Source organism: Okeania sp. (genome assembly GCF_035285525.1).
Lineage (GTDB): Bacteria > Cyanobacteriota > Cyanobacteriia > Cyanobacteriales > Microcoleaceae > Trichodesmium.
In genome coordinates this window covers 1-21,584 of sequence record NZ_JAYKGW010000076.1, presented here as the reverse complement: position 1 = coordinate 21,584, position 21,584 = coordinate 1, and the positions used below count along the sequence as shown (strand labels likewise).

The 21,584-nt window shown below is 35.6% G+C and carries 17 protein-coding genes and 1 pseudogene; 2 read left to right on the top strand and 16 right to left on the bottom strand.

All coding sequences use genetic code 11. The annotated features are described in order from the left end of the window. Positions 1–160 precede the first annotated feature (160 nt). Complete coding sequence (locus tag VKJ25_RS07765) at positions 161–1,675, bottom strand: GMC family oxidoreductase (RefSeq protein ID WP_324236050.1); 1,515 nt, start codon at positions 1,673–1,675, stop codon at positions 161–163. Positions 1,676–2,515: 840 nt separating this feature from the next. After that, positions 2,516–3,313, bottom strand: a complete 798-nt coding sequence (locus VKJ25_RS07760; protein ID WP_324236049.1) for an aspartyl/asparaginyl beta-hydroxylase domain-containing protein — start codon at positions 3,311–3,313, stop codon at positions 2,516–2,518. A gap of 1,243 nt (positions 3,314–4,556) precedes the next feature. On the opposite strand from VKJ25_RS07760, the gene VKJ25_RS07755 reads away from it, so the two are divergent. Both VKJ25_RS07755 and VKJ25_RS07750 read left to right on the top strand, forming a co-directional pair. Next, positions 4,557–5,447 carry an ABC transporter permease gene (locus VKJ25_RS07755; RefSeq protein ID WP_324236048.1) on the top strand — a complete coding sequence of 297 codons (891 nt, stop codon included), beginning with the start codon at positions 4,557–4,559 and terminating at the stop codon, positions 5,445–5,447. Positions 5,448–5,891: 444 nt separating this feature from the next. Beyond that, complete coding sequence (locus VKJ25_RS07750; RefSeq protein WP_324236047.1) at positions 5,892–6,017, top strand: hypothetical protein; 126 nt, start codon at positions 5,892–5,894, stop codon at positions 6,015–6,017. A 605-nt stretch (positions 6,018–6,622) separates the two neighbouring features. Here VKJ25_RS07750 and VKJ25_RS07745 read toward each other — a convergent pair. The 14 genes and pseudogenes from VKJ25_RS07745 to eno form a co-directional block, all read right to left on the bottom strand. Further along, positions 6,623–6,832, bottom strand: a complete 210-nt coding sequence (locus VKJ25_RS07745; RefSeq protein WP_324236046.1) for a hypothetical protein — start codon at positions 6,830–6,832, stop codon at positions 6,623–6,625. A 77-nt stretch (positions 6,833–6,909) separates the two neighbouring features. Continuing rightward, positions 6,910–7,608, bottom strand: a complete 699-nt coding sequence (locus VKJ25_RS07740) for a class I SAM-dependent methyltransferase (RefSeq protein ID WP_324236045.1) — start codon at positions 7,606–7,608, stop codon at positions 6,910–6,912. A gap of 660 nt (positions 7,609–8,268) precedes the next feature. After that, positions 8,269–9,372 carry a mandelate racemase/muconate lactonizing enzyme family protein gene (locus tag VKJ25_RS07735; RefSeq protein WP_324236044.1) on the bottom strand — a complete coding sequence of 368 codons (1,104 nt, stop codon included), beginning with the start codon at positions 9,370–9,372 and terminating at the stop codon, positions 8,269–8,271. A 74-nt stretch (positions 9,373–9,446) separates the two neighbouring features. Further along, on the bottom strand, positions 9,447–10,184 hold the full coding sequence (locus VKJ25_RS07730; protein ID WP_324236043.1) for a sulfotransferase-like domain-containing protein: 738 nt from the start codon (positions 10,182–10,184) through the stop codon (positions 9,447–9,449). Between the two features lie 5 nt (positions 10,185–10,189). Beyond that, positions 10,190–11,071, bottom strand: coding sequence for a phytanoyl-CoA dioxygenase family protein (locus tag VKJ25_RS07725; protein WP_324236042.1), 882 nt, complete (start codon positions 11,069–11,071; stop codon positions 10,190–10,192). A gap of 400 nt (positions 11,072–11,471) precedes the next feature. Beyond that, positions 11,472–12,785, bottom strand: a complete 1,314-nt coding sequence (locus VKJ25_RS07720) for an NAD(P)-dependent oxidoreductase (RefSeq protein ID WP_324236041.1) — start codon at positions 12,783–12,785, stop codon at positions 11,472–11,474. Positions 12,786–12,860: 75 nt separating this feature from the next. Next, positions 12,861–13,934, bottom strand: coding sequence for an alcohol dehydrogenase family protein (locus VKJ25_RS07715; RefSeq protein WP_324236040.1), 1,074 nt, complete (start codon positions 13,932–13,934; stop codon positions 12,861–12,863). 10 nt (positions 13,935–13,944) lie between these two features. Further along, entirely contained in the window at positions 13,945–14,649 is a 705-nt protein-coding gene (locus tag VKJ25_RS07710; RefSeq protein ID WP_324236039.1) for a class I SAM-dependent methyltransferase, read from the bottom strand. A gap of 400 nt (positions 14,650–15,049) precedes the next feature. Next, a complete protein-coding gene (locus VKJ25_RS07705) occupies positions 15,050–15,787 on the bottom strand; it encodes a sulfotransferase-like domain-containing protein (protein WP_324236038.1) in 738 nt (245 codons plus the stop codon). 183 nt (positions 15,788–15,970) lie between these two features. After that, a complete protein-coding gene (locus VKJ25_RS07700; RefSeq protein WP_324236037.1) occupies positions 15,971–17,287 on the bottom strand; it encodes an NAD(P)-dependent oxidoreductase in 1,317 nt (438 codons plus the stop codon). 315 nt (positions 17,288–17,602) lie between these two features. Next, positions 17,603–18,532, bottom strand: coding sequence for a 2-oxoglutarate and iron-dependent oxygenase domain-containing protein (locus VKJ25_RS07695; RefSeq protein WP_324236036.1), 930 nt, complete (start codon positions 18,530–18,532; stop codon positions 17,603–17,605). A 412-nt stretch (positions 18,533–18,944) separates the two neighbouring features. Next, complete coding sequence (locus VKJ25_RS07690) at positions 18,945–19,229, bottom strand: methyltransferase domain-containing protein (protein ID WP_324236051.1); 285 nt, start codon at positions 19,227–19,229, stop codon at positions 18,945–18,947. Then, complete coding sequence (locus VKJ25_RS07685) at positions 19,226–19,654, bottom strand: class I SAM-dependent DNA methyltransferase (RefSeq protein WP_324236035.1); 429 nt, start codon at positions 19,652–19,654, stop codon at positions 19,226–19,228. The genes VKJ25_RS07690 and VKJ25_RS07685 overlap by 4 nt, the downstream gene beginning before the upstream one ends. A gap of 734 nt (positions 19,655–20,388) precedes the next feature. Then, positions 20,389–21,459: pseudogene (gene eno / locus VKJ25_RS07680) on the bottom strand (phosphopyruvate hydratase); the annotation flags it as partial. Positions 21,460–21,584: the final 125 nt, after the last annotated feature.

The window sequence follows — 21,584 nt, the reverse complement described above, 5'->3', positions numbered from 1 at the left end:
CGATGGTTTCTGTAGTTTTGAAGACTCCATAAATAAATTATTTTGTAAAAAGTTAGGTTATTTCATTTTACCCGACAACGTAACTTATCACACATTGACCTAGAGGTTATCTAGCTCCCCCTTCCCTACAAGGGAAGGGGGTTGGGGGGTTAGGTTTTCCTCAAATCACCCCTTTCTCCAACATAATATCTCCAACTCTCAAAGCATTTGCTGCAATAGTCAAAGCTGGACTAACTCCCAAAGCATTTGGCATAAATCCACCATCGACCACAAAAACATTTTCACGATCGTGTAAACGACAATCTGTATTCAACACAGATGTATTTGGATCGTTACCAAACCGAGTTGTACCTACCTGGTGGGATGTATGAATATCATCCTTATCACCTGTTGCTCCCAAAGCAAATACTGTTCCTGCTGACTGAAACACCTGCTTTAACTTTTTCTGATAATACTGAGAACGGTAAACATCATAAGAATGGAATTTATGGAACAGACTAATTTTCCCATCCTTGCCAAGTTCGATCCGATTTTCTTCTTGGGGTAAATCTTCTACTATACCAGTTATTACCAACATTCGCTTCAATAAATATTCAGCGATCGCTTTTGGTATGGGAACCGGGAAATTTTGTTGCAGAGAAAGAATACCGGGAATAGGTACTGTTTGAGCTAATCCCAATTTATGGGGAAATTCTTCAGTTCCCAAATACAAATCTGTAAACCCTAATTGTTTAATAAATTTATCTGCTCCTCCGATGTCTTGTTTGAATAAACCTGCCACTAATGCGCCACAATGATACATATAATTTCGCCCCAGTTGTCCGCTACGTTCTGTTAAACCAGACTTCATCAAAATAACTGGACTACCTAAAGCTCCCGCAGACAAAATATAAACTTTAGCTGTTAGTTCCTCAACTTTTTTAGTTTCACGACAAATCAGACGAATACCTGTAACTTTTTTACTACTATTAGTAACTAAATATTCTGCTTCGGTAAAAGTTTTAATTTTTAGGTTATAATTAAGGGCTGCTTCATCAATAGTACGCTTGACTGTGGAGCCACGAGCTTCATTGGGACAATAGAAACCAGGACATTTAGGGCAACGTAGACAAATATCAAAATCTATAGCAAAAGGCAGATGAAATGGCATTAACCCAGCATTTTTCATACCTTCTTCCAATTGTTGGTTAATTGGTTCCAATGGAGGAACTTTTCCTGGATAACCATTTTTTGCTGTACCTACATGAGGCATTTTGGATGGGTGATCTCCAGCAACACGAAATAATATTTCTGCTTGGTCAAAATAGGGAGCCAAATCATCGTAAGTAATTGGCCAATCCCACAGATGACGGGGTAGCCATTCCTCATAGAATTTGCCTGGGTGGAAGTCGTAGGGACTCGGACGCATTAATACTCCACCATATAAAGCAGTGCCACCCCCTAATATTCCAGCGATGTGGAGTTGGGCATTACGGCCATTAACTTGAATTTGGCGATCATCGAAAGCTTCTTTATTGATTAACATCCGTTGTTCATCTTGGAAAGCTTCAACGTCACTAAATCTTGGACCACGTTCTACTAGGAGAACTTGTTTACCAGCTTTGGCTAGAGTATGGGCGATCGTTCCTCCTCCTGCACCACTGCCAATAATAATTGCATCAAAATCGTAACCCACTACTCTCTCCCAATATATTTTTGATTTTTTATGAATAATAAATAGAACAACTTAGCGAATAAAAATTGTCATAAATTATAGTAAATATTTAGGAATCAATTATTAGCTTTATTGTTTTGAATACAGGTTTTTCTTATACTGTAGTTCTCTAGTTAAAAATGTAGTAGAAGTTAAGGAAATTTTTACTTCATTTATTTTTATATAGAATCCGGTTACAAGTGTATATGTTCATAATTTTATCTACACTTCAATCTCCCCATCTCCCCATCTCCCCATCTCCCCATCTCCCCATCTCCCCACCTCCCCATCTCCCCATCTCCCACAATTATATAATGAGTATTCAGCCGGATTTTATATTATTGCTGAGAGCTGACTGCTAAGAGCTGAATACTTACTAAATACATTAAATAATTTACTGCTGATTTTTTGTTAATTTATATACAGAAATATCTTTTGATAATTTCAGAAAATAGCACAGGTATCTTGCCTGTTAGTTAGTAGAAAAAGCCAGATACTTATGCTAAGACTTTTTATTTATATAACAGGTATCTTCTCTGTAATAACTACCTCAATAAGGTAGGTCATTTCAGTTATCAATAGAGAGTCAATCTCCGATAAAGTGAGAGCTTTGAAATACTAATTTACAGGGGATTCCACCAGGCGTGAAGTACACCGACGCGAGCTTTTCGGCTCGCTACTTATGAAAATTAAATTATTAATATCTGTACTTCATATACTTGGAATCTGCTGTCAATATTGTTTTCATCCCCTTAAAAGGAGAGGCTTTATACCTCATTTTTTTTGGTAAAATAGCATCTTTCCTGCTTTTTTTGAATGTATTTACGATGCAACTTTCTCCTTTTCATTTTCCTTAGAAAACAGTTTTTCTAAACGGTTATCCCATTGTTTTTGATTCTCATAAGCATCTTGAATATATGGAGAAATTGCAATAATTTTCATCAATAACGAATTAATTTTTGACAGAGGAAAACCCATTGGTCTCATAATATCTAAAAACAAAACCACCCTCACATCATCAGTTTCATTCCAAGCTTCATGGGGAAAAGAATCATCAAAAAACATACCTTTTCCTTCTTCCCAATAACGAGTTTCATTACCTACTCGAATCCGACATTTTTCTCTGGGTTCTGGTATTTTTAATCCTAATAAACAACGAATAACTCCTTTGTACGGACCTCTATGTTCGGGAATATGTTTACCAGGCATTAAAATTGAAAAAAATGCCGTTTTCATTCCAGGAATTTTTTCAATTAAACGAGTTGTTTCTGGGCATCTTTGACAATTTTTTTCAGATTTTATTCCATACCCATACATAAAATATGTTTTCCACAAATTATCAGTACTGGTATATTCAGCTTGGTCTGGAGAAATGTCTTGGAAATTTGGTAAATCATCTCGATATTTTAGGAGTTCATCTAATTCTTTTCTAATTAACATCCAATTTGCTTCTAGTTCTTCTACCCATTCAAATTGATAAGACTCAAAAAATGCTGTATCGCCAATTAAGGAATAACTAGGAATTAACTGTTCTATAAATTTGATCAGTCTGGAGCCAATACCATATATTAATATTTCCCTAAATTTTGCCTTGACATTTTCTAAAGAAAGTTTGAGCATAGATTTTTTTTCGTTAGAATTGAACCTGTTTGGACATTTTTTATTTAACAGTTCCAATTTATATCACATTTTAGGAAGTAGGGAGAAAGAATTTACAGCTAGTGCGGATATTTTGCCCTCGACAAGTGTACCTCATAACCAGGAAAACCGCTGTAACTAATGAGAAGTCTGATATCTATCTAGGGCTGGCTGATTAAATCTAAAAGCACTATTCAATAAAGGTTTTAGTCTTTTTAAGTCTGGAAAAAGTACCTAGTTTGGAACTGCTTCCTGCTCCTCAAGTTAAGATTTTGGACAGACAAGCACTGAAAAATCAAGGTAAAATTATTTCTCTTTCTTCCCACTCTTCCCACACTTCCCACACTTCCCACACTTCCTACTCTTCCCACACTTCCCACACTTCCTACTCTTCCCACACTCTGCTTTTTTTAGCAAGCCCTATCTATAATAGGATTTACCGAATAATTAATAATTAAATAATTAAATAATTAAATAATTCGCGCTTTGAAGCCTCCCCTTTAAAAGGGAAAAAGCGGACGTTTTTGCACTTCACAAAGCTCCGCTTTATATGTCGCGCAGCGAAATGGCGCTTCAACCGACATGGAAAGCGCAGCATTCTCTATACGAAAACCCGATGCGACATGAAAAGCGAAGCATTCCCGAAGAAAAAGCGGAACTTCCCGAAGGGTGAGATGGATCGGTTCCCTAACCACATCTAATCTCCCCTGGAGAAATAAATTTTTTCCTTTTATTCAATCCTATCCGTTTTAGGCAGACAGAGGTAATTATCAATTATCCATTATTGCAGCAACAACCCTAGATATATTGCTTAAAACTATTGTAGAATAGTTTTTTGACCCTATATATATAGTACCTCCCCTGTAATTCCTGTTTTTCTGAAGCTTGTAAAGTACAGTTATCCTTTTGTGTTTTTATTTCCTGATATGTCAAACCTAAATTTTCTTACCTCCTGCTTTTTGGGAAGGTAGCTGCATACTAATCAGGACTTACGGAACTACCCTAGATATCGTGCTTAAAACCCCATACGCAATAGTTTTTTTAACTCTATATTTAGTACCTTTGCGCAAGTCCTGCTAATGACACATAGGACAAAAGAATGCTTGGTACAGGGGCAAGATGCTCCCACTGCTATGCCTCGTCACCAAAATATAATGCACCGCACCACCCACGACCTTTCAGAATTGCTACAATAAATTTGCACTAATACTATCTATCTAATAATATGAGTGGTACTATTACCCCTTCTCAACCAAATATAAGTCAGTTGTCTGATACTAAGACGACATCCTTAACTTCCGGTTCTTTGGTAGGAGACTTTTTTCAAGAAACTCTGGCACTAACTCGTCGTTTATTTATCCAACTGAAACGACGGCCTTCTACTTTAATTGCTGGAATTATTCAACCTTTGATGTGGTTAATTCTTTTTGGGGCACTTTTCCAAAATGTTCCTCAAGGTTTGTTTGGTGAAAGTCAAAACTACGGACAATTTCTTGGTGCAGGTATTATTGTCTTCACTGCTTTTGCTGGCGCTTTAAATGCTGGTTTACCAGTTATGTTTGACCGAGAGTTTGGTTTTCTCAACCGCCTCTTGGTAGCACCTTTGACTTCTCGCTTTTCGATTGTTTTAGCTTCTGCTACTTTTATTGTCACCCTAAGTTTAATTCAATCAGCTATTATTGTTGCTGCTGGTGCATTTTTGGGTGCAGGATTACCTAATATTTTAGGATTAGCTACTATCGCTCTGATTGTTTTAATGTTAGTTTTTGGTGTCACTGGTTTAAGTTTGGGTCTGGCTTTTGCTTTACCTGGTCATATTGAACTTTTGGCAGTGATTTTTGTAACTAACTTACCTTTATTATTTGCTAGTACAGCTCTAGCACCTCTATCTTTTATGCCAAGTTGGTTACAAGTAGTAGCGAGTTTAAATCCTTTGAGTTATGCGATTGAACCGATTAGATATTTGTATCTACACAATAATTTCTGTTTTGGTAGTGTAGTTATGGAAGCACCTTTTGGTGATATTTCTTTTGGGGTAGCGTTATTGGTATTGTTGGTGTTTGATATTGTGACTCTAGTGGCAATTCAACCTTTGTTACGTCGTCGCTTTGCTTAAATAGTTAATCTAGGAGTCAGCACGATTGAGGATTGAGAAAGATTTGCTCTTGGATAAAGATGAAAATTTTTTTGATACCGAATTAAGCGGATTTGATATAAAAGGGTAAGACAGAAGGCAGAAGCGGTGTTAACCCACTTCTGCCTTCTTTCCTCTGTCTTCCTTCCCTAAATAGGGTTGGCTGAAAAAGTCTTTTAGTTGCGGGAAGCAGCCAGAATCGAGAATCCAGCATCCAGGAGGAATAAGAATTATAGAAAAGGTAGACAGAAGAATCTTCCCTTAATTTTTTACCCCTAGTTTTGCCCAAAATCGTAGATTTTTAAGCTGGAATCACCTAAAAGCTGGTACTTTCTTAATATCTATAAATAGACCTCTCCAAAATAGAAATTCAAGGATATCAAGGAGGAGAAAGAGTTAACACGCCAAAAAAAAAGAAACCAAAAAATGTCAGAAGAAGCCAAGGAAAATAATCAGCGAAAAGCTAAAAAAAGAATAAACGCAAGAGCATATAATAAGACTGATAAAAATATTGAGAATCTTACGAGAAAGATTCAGATTAAAAGAACTTAATCCGTGAGAAAGTAATTTTAACAATATGTGGTCTGGTTAGATGAAGATGCTTGAGCATTAATGTTAGTATAAATCATACCTTAGATTACGAAAAAAAATCATAAAAAAACTAGATAAAAATGGTCAATAATTAACAATAACTATCTGTAATACTTAAAACACGTAGAAAATGACTATCTGGAGAAGCTGGCGATAACCTCCGGTTAAGGGTACGCTATCGCTTCTGGAAAGATAGTTATAACAGGTACTTGAGAATTTTTGGAGAGGTCTAATGCTGAAAGCAACGCCCGTAAACACTTTGATAAAAATTCAGCAAGCCCTAGGTACTTTTTGAAACTGAAAAAGGCTAAAGCTTTTACAGATCAAAGTTTGGAAATTTATTCAGCAAACCCTAAATATAGAAGCATTGACAGATAAAGTTATTAACAACTTTAGATCGGGAAAAAGTACCAGCTTTTAGGTTAAAAAGGTTAAAAAAGTACGGTTCCCGAAAAATAGGATGTTAGGCAGACCGAGGATAGAAAAATTAAGGAACAATTATTCCTCCTACTGCCTCTCTCTGTCTTCCCACCCTCCCCACACGAACCACACTCTGCTTTTTTCAGCTATGGAGGATTTTCATCCCAGTCAATTATCAATTCCTTATTTGTTAAATCAACAAATTTTGGCTTGGGGAGTTCTTTTTGTTCGCTGAAGTCATAGAGTTTCTGAAAAGATGTGGCATGAAGACTTGTCTGGGAAAGACAATTATCCCGTAACCAAATGTAGTGAAAGCGTTTGTTCTTAACTATTACAAAAGATTCGTTTTCTATCATTTCTCTCTAAGTTAAGATTGGATAATAATGTTGGTTGTCAAAAAAAGTCTACCTTGAAAAAAAATTCTGTTTTTTACTTAGGGTTTTATACACAAAAAAGTTACAAATCCTAGTCTAGCATTTACGATTTCTATTTGAGAAAAACCAGTTTGAGTTAGTAACTCTAGATTTGCTCTGATAGACCAGGGATTTAATACACCTTTTAATTGTTTTTTCTTACGTTCAATTTCTTCATTACTTAATCCTTTATTTTGTTTAAAAACTATATATTGATTTTCTATTATTTGACTTTGAATAGTTTTTTCTGTCAGAATAAATAATCCCTGACTAACTAAAGAATCAAAAATAGCTTTTAAGTATTCTTGTCTTTCTTGAATAAAGTGAAGAGTCCAGTTACAAATAATAGCATTAAAAGTCATATTTTCTACAAATGTTTGTGAGTAAAAAAGTCTTGAGGGAAAATTTTTCTCAACTTGACTAAGATTTTTTCCAGCTACTTTTAACATCTCTTGAGAAGAATCTATTCCAAATAAATTTGGGAAACCTTGTTTGTATAAATATAATAATGTATTTCCACTCGCACAACCTACATCTATAATATTACTATCTTTCGATAAATTATCTTTCAATATATTAGTTGTTAGCTCTATTACTCTCCAATAATCAGGAATATGTTTTTCTGCCTCATCAGTAAATCTGTTAGCTATTTCAGCACCAAAAATCCAGTGTGGAAAATCATTATAATTTGTTTCTGGATGTTCTTTGTTTTTGTGCATATAAAAAAATATTAAACTGATAATCTTAATGGCTTGATATTATAGCACTTTTCTTTCTTAATAAACCACATCACCATAACCAAAACCTTGTAGGGAGGTTCCATAAAACTTCCCTGTTCTGGCTAATAAGTTAGACATAATATTATCATCTCACATTCAGCAATTAATAATCAACAATTAATAATTAATAATTACCCCTTCTTCAAAGAAGAGGATTGACTAAAAGGAAAATTTTTGACTTATCCCCTAGGATAGGGGAGGCTTCCAGCCGTGAGTTCTTGAATGAATAATTATTAACTATTAATTATTCGGTAAATGTCTACAGGACTTACACAGGCGAACCCAAAAACCCGGTACGAGGGTAGATTATTACTGTTCAAAGCAACGATTTATCCTAGAAACCGGGTTCCTCCGGTGTAAATCCTAGTCTATTTATAGCCCTGTGCGCAGGGAACAGGGAACAGAAAAGGTGGGAACAGAAAGAATAAATTGCTTATAACATAAGACTTTTAGCTATTCGACAGTTCCTGTGATTTGTAAATATTAAATGCGCACATTGCTATATTAGGACTTACCCAGCGACCCTAGACATAGCGTCAAAAACTATTGCGCAATAGTTTTTGAACTCCATACATAGTACCTCCCCTGTAAGTCCTGATTTTATTCATACACAGCGATCGCTTCACCTAAAACATCCATTATTGGCTCCACACCCAAACCTGGAGCATCTGGCGCCAAAGTCTTACCCCCATGATTCCGGGCACCACCCGTAGCCGTATCCACAGTCAACATTTCATGGCATAACCAAGTTGCCCGCAAGTGAGTTAGTGGGGTACTCTGAGCGAGATGAACTGCTCCAGAATCTCCAATCACACTTCCCCCAGTAACTTCAATATTCATCTTAATTCCCGTTTCCACACAAAAATCTCGAATACGCTTGGCTTTAGTTAATCCTCCTACCCGACCAATCTTTAATCCAATAGCTTCACAAGCACGGTCAGCTTGAGCGCGAACCACATGACCATAAGCTTGAATACATTCATCTAAAATAATCGGATGATTAGTCAGTTTCCGTAACTGTAAACACTCTTCATAAGTTTCACAAGGTTGTTCAAAATACAAAATTGGTTCTTTTACCGAATTCATTACCCGCATACCATCATCTACCAACCAAGCTCTATTCACATCAAAAGTTGCAGTTTCATTAGCTGGCAAATAAGCACCGATCGCTTGAATCCTCTCAATATCTAAAGCGACATCTGCTCCTATTTTACAGGTATGGATAGTTTCCCCTTTTGCTTGACCCCGCTTAATGGATTCAATCATTTCTTCTGGAGTACCTGTGGGAACAGAATTTTGAATGGTTATTTCTTGGTCAAGACGACCGCCAAACAGTTCGCAAAGTGGTAGACCTGTTGATTTACCCAGAATATCCCAACAAGCCATATCTAGAGCTGACTTAATGTAAGGATGACCGGGGAGAGCAGTATCCATTGTTCGATAGATAAAATCAATACGTCTGGGATCGAGTCCGATAAGTTGAGGAGCAAGTTCCTCAATACCAGCTCTGATACCTCTAGCAAAAGCGGGTAAATAAGTGGAACCCCAAGGACATCCTTCTCCCCAACCTCGCATTCCTTCATCTGTATCCATGGCAACGATGGTGGCATCAAGTTTGTCAAAATACAATCTACCACCTGATAGTCGGTAAGGATGTTCTAGGGGTAAAGTTACTTGATAGACGGAAATTTTAGATATTTTCATCAGCGGATTTAATTCTTAGTGAATAACTTGGATCAGTTGTGTATCATTAAATTAAGTAAATTATACCAGTCAATTTATTGAATCCGTAGTCGATATTCAGACATTTTTTGATAATAAGGAAAACAATAGTCATAGGCTTTCTTTAAGTAGTCGTTGTCTTCAATACCCACTTGAAAATCTTTTGTCCTTTGTTCAAATCCTTGAGTGGATTGTAAATTGGTATGCCAATTTTCTACCCATTTAGGAACTTGGGGGACTTTAGTTTCCCATTTCAGGGCTTTAGGAATAAATTGGATTTTCACTGCATCGCAGTAACATTTAACCGTCGCTTCTGGTTTTTGGACTAAATCATCTGAGTCAATCACAGGAGGGTTTTTTCCGAGAAAGGCTTTAGTGAGTTCAAATAATTGATACATCTGCGCATATCCAGCTTCAATTAAACTAAAATCCGGCCATAAGCTAAATAGAGAAGGAAGAGATTTTGCTGGATCGCGAATCAGAAAAGTGCGTTCAAAGTGATTCAAAAATTCTGGATTGGCTTTATCCACAATATAATATGCCATATCTTTAATAAACAAAGGCTGGTTTTTAGCCTTCTCTATTAGGCTGTGAAATATCGTTTCAAAATTGAAGTTTGAATCCCTACTATACTCAGCATAGCGATCGCTTTTCCTCTCCTGACTCCTGTAATAATATAGACTAAAGGGTTCATGGAGTACCAGAAAATCCCCTCTCTGTCGCATCATAGTTTCAAAGGCTGTAGAGGTCGATCGCAAAGTAGACCATAAAACTAATATCTTCTGGGTTTTCAATGTTTTTAGTAGCTCTTTAAACTTTCGAGGTTGTCAGAAATAATGTCGCCATCTTGGAGAAATTTACCTAGTTGATAGCCAATATCACTGTCAAGATCTTTGGTAGTAGAATTTAAAATAGAGTAGGTTCCCTCAATAAAAACTCTTGAGTAGCGGGCTTGGCGATCGACAAAACGCATCACATAAGCCATTCTTGATGGTAATTTTCCCTCTTTTAAAGTGCAGCTTTTGTGCCAAACAAATTTGTCTAGCAAAAGGGCATCACCTACTTCAAAATCATCTTCTACTTTATTCTTATCCAGAAGAAAAGTTTCAACTGGGGAAGCATATTGAAAATTCCAATCCTTAAACTCTTCAGTCTGGGAGAACTCAGAAATATTCTCTTGTTGCACTAACTGGTAAACCATGTCAAAATACTGGCGGGCAGAATGAACTTGGCGAGAAACATAGGACAATCCTCCATGTTGCTCTTTTATATTAATCGGATCGAGCGGTATCCACATAGTATATGCCCAGTCTTGTGGCATGACATAACAAAATGAAAGAATATCGTGATGCCAATTAAATCCTTTCTGATTTGGTTCGAGTTCAAATCCGATTCCTTGAATGAAAGCTACTCCCCGATTATTTGTTAATTGGTTCAAAACATCCTTAAAATTCGCAGAAGAATAGATATCTCGTGTAATCGCTTCTTCAACGTCATAACCCATTTTTGAAAAGTCTCCAGAGTAAAACTTTGGAGGACTTTTCGTAGCTTTAGAAGTTAGCTCTCGCAAGGCATCGATCGCTTCGTTTGTCAACAGTTTTTTCAATTTGATAAATCCATTTTCTGCAAAAAACTGTTTTTCTTCTTGGGATAGATTGATTTGATTGACTAATAAGTCCATATTTATTGATACTCCTTTTATCGTTGACTTAGAGGTTATATCAAATCCGCTTACTTTGGAAAAAATGGTAATACTATCAAAAAAGAGCGAAAACTCCTAGTTTGTAGAGGGTTTGGAGACCAAACCCCTACGGGAAGTGAATTATACCGATAAAATGCGGATTTGATATTATTTGATCCCCCTAAATCCCCCTTAATAAGGGGGACTTTGAAATATCCACTTTTTAAGCGGTTCCCCCCTTAAAAAGGGGGACTTTGAAGTGCCCCCCTTTTTCAGCAGTTCCCCCCTTACGAAGGGGGGTTAGGGGGGATATAGGGGCAGGGGGGAGCTAAAATAGTTTGCTCATTTTTTTGATTACTTGATGAGCAAACCATAATATCAAAGTGTTGAAAAACTTCCTTTAACGACTCAGATGTGCCAAAAATTTTGTCATAACTGGAAGTTTCACCTTGCTGCAAAAATCAAAGGATTTAATTTTCTCCACAATCTCTGGATTAGGTTGATAAGTATCAATATTATCAGATACCCAACAGGTTCCCACACTCCAACGAATTACATCTTCTAATAACTCATCAGTTAATCCCATACCTTTCCCTAGATCGTTAGCTTCCCCTAAGACTAAGTAATTGATATAAGCCATGAAATCTGTCAGAGATTTAGCAATATCCATTAAATACTCATCTTCCAAAGGTTCTGGTGCTTTATATTCTAGTTGATAGGGAAGAGGTTTAATCCGCCCAAAACTATCGGTTACTCTTTCTTCAGAATGAACATAACTCCGATCTAAACCATAAGGAGAAGGAGCTGTAAAATCAGGAACTCGCAAATCTAAATTATTATCTTCCTCAATTAATTTAGTAACTTTCACATGATTATCATGGGCATCATATTTTTGCCCTGCTTCCCGATATCGCTCTTCCACAATACGCCCTAACGGTAACGGAACATTTAATTCATCAGCTAACTTGACTGTTAAATCTGTATCTTTTACCGTAATTTCTAAAGAACAGGAATAATCATAACTGCCATCAAAAATAAACGGACTTACTTGCTCTGTCAGCACACTATTTCCTATAGATGGTCTGATATACTCCCACATCCATAACAAGGGAATGCCATATACTTTACAAATCATATAAACTTCCCCTAATGTCACCATTTGTGTATAAAACAACAAATTGGTTAGGAGTTTTACTGTTTGCGCTTCACCGATAGTATTACTCACAAAAAAGGAAATTTTGCCCATCGCATCCAGGGTTTCTTTACTTAGATCGTAGCCTTCGCGATCGCCACTAACATAGTAACTAACATTACAAAAATCTACACCCATGTGAGATAAATTACTCACCGGAGATTCTAAACTGAATATTCCTTTTTTGGCAACTTCTCCTGCTATATGTTGGGTATTGTGGTAGTCAGTTGTAGAAAAATCCATCCAAGTTGCACCTTCTCTCATACCTTCTGCTGCTCCAGTTTCTCCCAACATATTTTCTAGTACATGATGGGGTAAGGGTAAATTAGTAATCACCAAATCCATCCCTTGGGCAGTTTCCTTGGGACTATCTTTCCAAATAGCCCCTTTGGCAATGACTGGTTTTGCTGCTTCTGGATACTTATCATAAACTTGCACTTCATACCCATCCTTCAGCAGTTTGTAGATGTTTTGTTTCCCCATCGCACCAGTGCCGATGTAACCAACTTTTTGTTTAGTCATTATTTTCTCTGTAATTTTAATTTTTTTCAGATGTTATGTCACTTTATCATCTCAAGAGAACTTAGTTTTCATTTGTCAATATTTTTGTTCAGGTGTAATTACAACTTTTCCAAAAAAGTCTTTACTTTGAAAAAATTTCTGAGCTTCTTTGATTTGACTCAGAGGAAAAACTTTTGCTACTTGAGGTTTCAATAAACCTTTTTCAATATACTCAAGCAAATTCTGAAAAACTTGAGATTCAAAGCGAGTTGCCCCAATCATTTCTGTATCTTTGTAAATCAAATCTCGCAAGTCTAACTCAACCAGAGGAGAAGCGATCGCTCCTGCTGTCACATATCGTCCCCCAATACTCAAAGCTTTAAAAATTATCTCAAAATATTCTCCACCTACTACATCCAAAGAAACAGTAATTTGATGCTTTGCCAAATTTGATGCTAATTCATCGTTGCGAGGATAAATATAATCGGCACCTAGATCCTTGACTAAATGTTCTTTATTTTGTCCAACAATTGCAATAACTGTTGCTCCTCTAATTTTAGCTAACTGAACGGCAGAACTCCCCACACCGCCAGAAGCACCCATAATTACAACAGTATCTTTATCACTAACTCTTGCTTTTGTCAAGAGATTTTCGGCTGTCGAATAAGAACAAGGTACAGTAGCTAATTCTACATCTGACAGAGATGAATTTATCAAACAAACGTTGCCTACAGGAATAGCAACATATTCAGCAAAACCCCCATTCAGTTCGCTACCTACATACTTATATTTTTCCAGATTTCCGAATCGAATCCACGGATCGACAATTACTCTTTGATTGAGAAATTTAGGTTCAACATCTGCCCCTATTTCTACAACTTTACCCACAATATCTGCTCCTTGGATTCTAGGAAATTGTATCCCAGTCTGAGACCAACCTGTAGATTTTTCCTCATCATTTTTCTTGGTATCTTGAAGGATTTCTTGAAACCCTTCATCTGCTGCATACCATCCTGTACGGGTGTTTATGTCTGTATTATTAACAGAACAAGCACCCACTTTAATTAAAACTTCTCCCTGCTGAGGAATGGGTTTTGCTACTTGGGTATATTCCAATTTTTCCAGTCCCCCATACCCAGTGAGAAGAACAGCATTCATTAATTGTGTCATAATTGCTATATCATTTGTAGCTGACTAAAAACTTGCCATCAATAATCTTATATCCTTGCTGAAATCCAGCATTAGCCAGGATTTTATTTGTTTCTCGTCCATCAAAAACATAAAAACGGCAAAATTGTTCGCTCAAAATGTTTCCATTAGCTTGAGAAAACACATACCACTTATCAACATAATTTTCCTCCTGCTTAATTTTTTGTTCATAAAAAATCTGATCTTTGATTTCCTTTTTATAGTTAGTATGAGTTTCCTGAATGCCTAATGCTAACAACCCACCCTGATCTAACTGACTGTGTAACTTTCCCAGCAACTGTTTATTTTTTTCTGGATCGATTATGTGACTAGAAATTCTATATTCTCCATTTTCTTCTAATATACAAATAACACCTCCAGTTGAAACTATAGCATCAAACTTTTCCTCAGTTTCAAATTCTGTAATATCTTCACAAATCAACTTAACATTTGAATTTACTAATCTCTTTTTAGCAATTTCTAACATTCGGGGAGAAAAATCAACACCAACAATCTTATAGTTTGCTAAGGAAAGCATTTTTTCAGTAAGTAATCCAGTTCCTACACCAATATCTAAAACTTTTCTTCTAGCACCAAGTAAATTGTACAAGCTATTGCTTAGGTAATTAAAGTCAAAGTATCCACTGGTCAATAGATTATCATAATAATTGGCTATTTCAACATACTCATTAATCATTATCTTTTATTTATTATCATCAATTTCAAGAGCTATTAGACATCTTCAAAAATCCAAAATCAAGTCAATTATATTACATAAATTATCAATTATTTTTATTACCAAATAATTAATAATTAAGAGTTGATACTCAATAATTATTCGTTCAACAATCCTGGTTTAAAACCTCCCTTTTTAAGCTATCCCCGATCGGGAACTCTTGAAACCCTTATGGGAGGATGGGGAGGAAGAATCTTGTCTACATTTATCACTTCACTATGTATTTTTTAATATACTTTTCTCCCAATTTTACGGTTCCCGATAAATCAGCAAACCCTAATTATTAATTGTTCATTATTAATTGCTCAACTATTGCCTATTGCCTCTTTTCTAGAGGTTTCTATTACTAATGCCCAACAACTTATTCAATCTGCAACCGATATTCATAAAGTTTTTGGTAATAAGGTAAACAAAAATCATAAGCTTGCTTTAGGTGTTCGCTATCTTCAATCTTGACATAATCTTTTTTTGTTCTTTCTTTAAATCCTTGACTGGATAACACATAATTATGCCACCCCCCTTCCCATTGATTAATTTCAGGTTGAGGTTTAGATTTCCATTCTAAAGCTTCTTCAATAAATGATATATCCATAGCATTGCAATAGGTTTTAACAGTTGCCTTGGTTTTTTTAACTAAATCATCCGAATCAATTACTACTGGTATTTTCCCAGTAATTTCTTTAGTCATTTCAAATAACTTATCAAGTTGAGCATATCCAGTTTCTTCTAAAGTAAAATCAGACCAATTATTAAAAAGAGAAGGCAACATTTTTTCTGGATTTCTAATCAGAAAACTATTATTAAAATTAGACAAAAACTCTTGATTAGCTACAGGTTCAACCTGGTAACTCATATCTTTAATAAAAACTGGTTGCTGTTCATTTTCTTGCTTTAATTTTTCCAAAATACAACTAAAATTGTATTGGGGATCTGGTTTTATATCTGGATAACGAGTTGTATCACAACGTTCTTCGGAGTAGTAAAAAGATTTTCCAAAAGGTTCATCATGTACGGCAAAATCTCCTCTTTCTCGCATCATACGCTCAAATGCAGTGGAAGTTGACCGTGGTACTGCCCACAAAGCTAATATTTTTTTCATTGTTTTAAATCCTGCTTAGTTTACTTTAGTAAGACGTACACAGAAACCTGCTTTATCAAAGAAATTTCCTGGTTTAAAAAACAAGAGTTACCGGAATAAAGCTGGTTTCTTGCTTGGTTTGTGTAAGTTCTGTTTAGTTTAAAATCTCTCTATTTTGTCATTTATGAAATTTCTTGATTTATCTCATTTTTCTAACACAGAAATTATTTTATTGATAGCGGGAGTCTTAACTTTTTGCTCAAAGTTATAGTCTTTAAATTTGGCGATTATTTCATCATTAGGTTGATAGGAATTTTCATTATCAGAAACCCAACTACTTCCACAACCCCAGCGAATAACTTTAACTAATAAATCTTGACTTAATCCTATATTCTGACCTAATTTATAAGACTCCTGTAAAACCAAGTAATTGACATAAGCCATCAACTCTGTCAAAGTTTGAGCAATTTCTTCTAAGGGTTCTTGTAATTTTTGCTCAGGTCTATCATAGTTGAATTGATAGGGATAAGGTTTGATCCGACCAAAATCATCTTTAACAAACTTATTAGAATAAACATAGTTCCGATTTAAACCATAAGGGGAAGGTGCTGTAAATCTTGGTATTCTTAAATCTAAGTTATTCTCATCTTCAACTAATTTAGTCACAATGATATAATTTTCAGAGAATTTATATGCCTCTCCAGCTTGCTGATATCTATCCTTAATAATTCTCCCTATAGGTAAAGGCAAATTGAACTCTTCAGCTAATTTCACAGTTAAATCACTATCCTTAGCTGCAATCTCCAAACTACAGGAATAGTCGTAACTGCCATCAAAGATAAATGGAGAAATTTGTTCTGCGGCAAAACTATTAGCTTTGGATGCCTTCATAAACTCCCACATCCAATCTAAGGGAATATCATGGGTTTTAGCGATCGCCAGCACTTCCCCCAAAACTACTATAGCAGTATAACACAGTAAATTAGTCAAAAGCTTTACAGCCTGTGCTTCGCCAATTTTACTCATAACGAAGAAGGATATTTTGCCTATGTCATTCAAAACTTCCTGACTAGCGTCAAAACCCTCTCGATCTCCACTAACATAAAAACTGATGTTACCAAAATCTACCCCCATGTGGGATAAATTACTCACGGGAACTTCTAGACTATAGACACCTTTTTTCCTAGCTTCTTCAGCAATATGCTTGGTATTATGGTAATCTGTAGTTGAAAAATCAATCCAAGTCGAGCCAGTTTTCATTCCAACCAAAGCTCCATTTTCCCCTAATATGTTCTCTGTAATATGATGGGCTAAAGGTAGATTAGTGATTACAATATCAGCATTCTGAGCAACTTCTTTTGGACTATTACACCAAACCGCTCCTGCTTCAATCACTGTTTTAGCTGCTTCTGGATATTTATCATAAACTTGCACAGAATACCCTAATTTTAAGAGTTTAAAAATCATAGGTCGTCCCATGTGACCTGTTCCAATATAAGCAACTGTAGCTTTGTTTTTCATTTCACATTTTTTCTCTACAAATAAAATATAAAATTAGACTTTGGTCGAAGGAAGGCAGAAGGCAGCTATGCTGAAGGCAGAAGCTTTTATGCCATTTCCACCTTGATTTTCACGCACGATGCCCGAAAAATCCGATGCTACCGGATATGATGTTATTTGTAAACTTCGCCAAAAGCATTATATTACCTAGCTTTTAGCAATTAATAACAATCTACTTAACAAAACTCCTAAGTATAGCAAGTATTTCAGCGCCTTAATATTTACTTGATAAATCAGCTCTCAAAACAATAGCTGATAGCTGAATGTTTACCTCAATTAAACTAATTCTTTTGCCCTACCTGCTCCTTCATAAGTTTCCCAAATTGATACAAAATTCTTCAACATTACTTCCTTAGAACTAATTTTTTCAGTAGTACCAAATGGTTCAATTATTGCATCAATATTCGGATAAACAAAAAAGGGAATTGATATTCGAGTTGCTTCAGAATTACGATGAATTACTTCATGGGGTGTACTAACAAATAATCTGTTTGTCCACATTTGTAACAAATCCCCTAAATTAATCACAAACGTATCTTCTACACAGGGAGCATCTATCCATTCTTCTTTAGTATGAACCCTCAAAGAAGGCTCAGGAAAATATTCTTGAATTAAAACTGTAAATATGCCATTATCGGTATGTTTTCCTGCTTTTCCTGTCCCTGCTGGATAATATATCGTCCGCTGAATTAATGTCGGTTCTGTAAAATATTTGTCGAACCAACTGGCTTCTAATCCTAAAGCTAAAGCTAATCCTTTTAATAATTTAGGAGTTACCTTGGTCATAATTTCATTTTGTAGCTGATAATGAGAACTGGCAAAACCAGGAGCTACACTATCATCAGGTATAACTGTCGGACCTGTAAAGGGTTCTTCAGATAGGGGTCTTTCTATACCTAAATCAAAAACTTGTTTGGGGTCAAATCCAATTTCTTTATTCAGAAATTCTCCATACAAAGGAACGTAACCTCTACAAGTTTTGGGATAAACTTTTTGAATATCTTGACGGTAGTTTAATTTAACATCTTCAGGTAGTTCAAAAAACTTCCGGGATGCTTCAATAGTTTGATTAACTATTTCTGAAGAAACTCCATGTTCTTTCAGATAGAAAAAACCATGTTCATCGCAGACATCATACAATTTTTTAATTTCTTGTTGACTAGCTTTTTCTAATTCTGATAAGGAGATAATTGGCAAACTTTTCATAGAATTAATTTTTAATAATAGTTCAAGTTTCTATTTGATATTTCCTATTTCTGCAACAAAAATTATAGAGTTAGCTAATTTTTGCTTGACTCTATTTTTATAGAAAATAGTTAATTTTTTGGTAAAACCTAGGGAGTTGATTCTATCAGTTTTTCTGTTTAACTTTTTTGCCCTATAGGAAAATAATTAAGAGCAATTTAAAAATACTAAGACTAACCAAAAACAGTACCTGAACAACACTATTAACCACCTCCTATTCATAGATAGAATTAGGAATAGTGCTGCATAACTTTTCAAGGGTGAAAAAATTATTAGAATCAACATCCAAGGTCAAACTAGCTGGAGGCGATCGCCAAACCTATATTATGGTTAGTTAGCTAGCTTTTGCTTTTTGCTTATTATAGTTGTTTAATTAGCAAACTACAAATCCCCAATAATGTGCCCCTTCTTCAGCAATATATGGACCATCTTTGACATGATTGACCAATTTGACTTTACCTTCTTGTTGGTAGCGATCGCAAACTTCTTGGAAATTCGTGCTATCGTAATAGCTCTTGCGGGTGCTTACTACTACCCAGCCACCTGGTTTGGTAATCCGGATTAGTTCTAATAAGGCAGTTGGAGGCACATGACCTAAAGTAAATACCCCACAACAAACTGTAGCATCATATTGCTTGTCTTCATAAACCTCATTTATTTTAGTAAGGTCGATTCCACTTTCCAGAACATTATAAGCACCTCTCGAATTTCCAGAACATTATAAGCACCTCTCGAACGAGCTTTTTCTACCATGCCTTCAGATAGATCGCATCCATCTACATAATGATAACCTTTGGTTTTGAGGACAGTACCCACTAAACCTTTACCGCATCCTGCATCTAGGATTTTTATATTTTTATCACTTCCATCCATTGCTTTCAAGTCATTATCACCTTTGAGACTTCCTAAGATATCTACAATGTACTTAGGGCCGATATACTCTTCACTAGATACATCATCATCGTAAGCTACTGCCCATTGATCATAATATTCTTGTAGCTTTTCAGGATCGCCAGACAAAGTATGAGCTTCTTTTATGGCGTCAAAACTATAATTAGTCTTTGTTTCTGTTGCTTGGTTCATAACTTTTTTATAATTATTGAAAACTACTTTTGTTTGAATTAATTTCTGCTAGCTGTATGTTCTTTAAAAGAATATTTAGCTAGAAGGGTTGAGGTCGAAATATTCAAGCCTTAATTATAAAGACTCTCCCTCAAAAAAATCAACCTTTTTTAAGCTAAATATTTAATTTAACTTCCTCAAACTTACATCATTCCTTCCTAAATCCATCTACAATAATTTTGGTAATTATCGACATATATTAGTTGATAACGAATCTAGTTGTAATTACTTAAACTTATACTATCACATCTGGTACTATATAATGCTTTATAAAACAGATACAAAGCTCCATCCACATAAGACAAAAATACGATGTTTACTTGCTACTTCTGAACGAAACTGCTACTGCTATATAAATATGAAATATGGGTTTGTGCTATAAGAAACCGAGTTGGTTGGATAACAATGTCCCCATAGTCAGCCATCTAATACAAACCCGGTTTCTAAACTTAAAAAAAATCATAGCCAAAATTACCAACACTCTTTATTTTTATCTATCATCAAAAATTTTCGTTACTATAATCGAAAATACAAAAAACTCAACTTACTTAAGATTAGTTGAGAAACTAACTATAGTCAACACTTAAATTTTGGCTTAATTCTTAAGAAATGGGAAGAAACTCAGAAATTACTACATCTGAGTTTCTATCCCTAACTATTTTTAGTCTTATACGTCGATTTTTGCTAGTTTTCTCCTAACTTTTACCTTTTAGCCCTAAACCTATTGCACCTGCATAGACAGCGAGATCGCCCAATTCATCTTCAATGCGCAACAGTCGGTTATATTTGGCCACCCGTTCGCTACGACAAAGAGAACCAGTTTTAATCTGACCTGCGCGAGTTCCTACGGCTAAATCAGCAATAGTTGTATCTTCTGTTTCTCCGGAACGGTGACTAATAACTGAGCGATAACCATTACGAGTTCCTAAATCAATTGTTTCTAGAGTTTCAGTCAAGGAACCTATTTGATTGAGTTTAATCAAAATTGAGTTACCAGCACCCTGCTCAATACCTTTTTGCAGACGAGAAGCATTAGTAACAAATAAGTCATCTCCTACTAATTGAACTTTATTGCCTAACTTTTGGGTTAGTTGGACCCAACTTTCCCAATCTTCTTCATGTAAACCATCTTCTATGGACACAATAGGATATTGGTCAACCAAACTAGCTAAATAATCAATCAGTTCACTAGGAGAATGAGTTGCTCCATCATAGATATAATTACCATCTTGGTAAAATTCTGTAGCAGCTACATCTAACGCTAAAGCAATTTGTTCTCCTGGTTTATAACCAGTTTTTTCAATAGCTGCAATTAAAATATCTAATGCTTCTTGGTTTGACCCCAAGTTAGGAGCATAACCACCTTCGTCTCCAACTCCACCTAATAGACCTTTCTCTTTTAAAACTCCACTAAGAGTCGCAAATACTTCCGCTCCCCAACGCAATGCTTCTTTAAATGAACTAGCACCCACAGGTACAATCATAAATTCTTGAATATCTACGTTATTAGCAGCATGAGCGCCTCCGTTAATAACATTCATTAGAGGAACTGGTAATAAATTAGCTTGTGGTCCACCTAGATAGCGATATAATGGCATACCAACAGAATTAGCTGCTGCTTTAGCTGTGGCTAGAGAAACTGCCAGAATTGCATTTGCTCCTAAGTTGCTTTTATTAACGGAACCATCTATTTCAATCATTTTACTATCAACTAAGCTTTGGTTGACAGCATTGATATTAAGGAGAGCTGGAGTAATTTTTTCTTGTTAGAGTCGATGGAGGGTATTATCCCTCGCACCTCTCCTTCAGAACCTATCGTGCGACTTTCACCGCAATAGGCTCCTAGATAATCTTAGGCTTTTGGCCTTTTACCCATGTGGATGTAATCGTG

Bases quoted from the DNA above. Each gene is read 5' to 3' on its own strand.
- VKJ25_RS07755 (WP_324236048.1), top strand. From the start codon at position 4,557: ATGAGTGGTACTATTACCCCTTCTCAACCAAATATAAGTCAGTTGTCT.
- VKJ25_RS07735 (WP_324236044.1), bottom strand. From the start codon at position 9,372: ATGAAAATATCTAAAATTTCCGTCTATCAAGTAACTTTACCCCTAGAA.
- VKJ25_RS07715 (WP_324236040.1), bottom strand. From the start codon at position 13,934: ATGACACAATTAATGAATGCTGTTCTTCTCACTGGGTATGGGGGACTG.
- VKJ25_RS07705 (WP_324236038.1), bottom strand. From the start codon at position 15,787: ATGAAAAAAATATTAGCTTTGTGGGCAGTACCACGGTCAACTTCCACT.
- VKJ25_RS07725 (WP_324236042.1), bottom strand. From the start codon at position 11,071: ATGGACTTATTAGTCAATCAAATCAATCTATCCCAAGAAGAAAAACAG.
- VKJ25_RS07745 (WP_324236046.1), bottom strand. From the start codon at position 6,832: ATGATAGAAAACGAATCTTTTGTAATAGTTAAGAACAAACGCTTTCAC.
- VKJ25_RS07700 (WP_324236037.1), bottom strand. From the start codon at position 17,287: ATGAAAAACAAAGCTACAGTTGCTTATATTGGAACAGGTCACATGGGA.
- VKJ25_RS07760 (WP_324236049.1), bottom strand. From the start codon at position 3,313: ATGCTCAAACTTTCTTTAGAAAATGTCAAGGCAAAATTTAGGGAAATA.
- VKJ25_RS07710 (WP_324236039.1), bottom strand. From the start codon at position 14,649: ATGATTAATGAGTATGTTGAAATAGCCAATTATTATGATAATCTATTG.
- VKJ25_RS07720 (WP_324236041.1), bottom strand. From the start codon at position 12,785: ATGACTAAACAAAAAGTTGGTTACATCGGCACTGGTGCGATGGGGAAA.
- VKJ25_RS07695 (WP_324236036.1), bottom strand. From the start codon at position 18,532: ATGAAAAGTTTGCCAATTATCTCCTTATCAGAATTAGAAAAAGCTAGT.
- VKJ25_RS07750 (WP_324236047.1), top strand. From the start codon at position 5,892: ATGTCAGAAGAAGCCAAGGAAAATAATCAGCGAAAAGCTAAAAAAAGA.
- VKJ25_RS07685 (WP_324236035.1), bottom strand. From the start codon at position 19,654: ATGAACCAAGCAACAGAAACAAAGACTAATTATAGTTTTGACGCCATA.
- VKJ25_RS07740 (WP_324236045.1), bottom strand. From the start codon at position 7,608: ATGCACAAAAACAAAGAACATCCAGAAACAAATTATAATGATTTTCCA.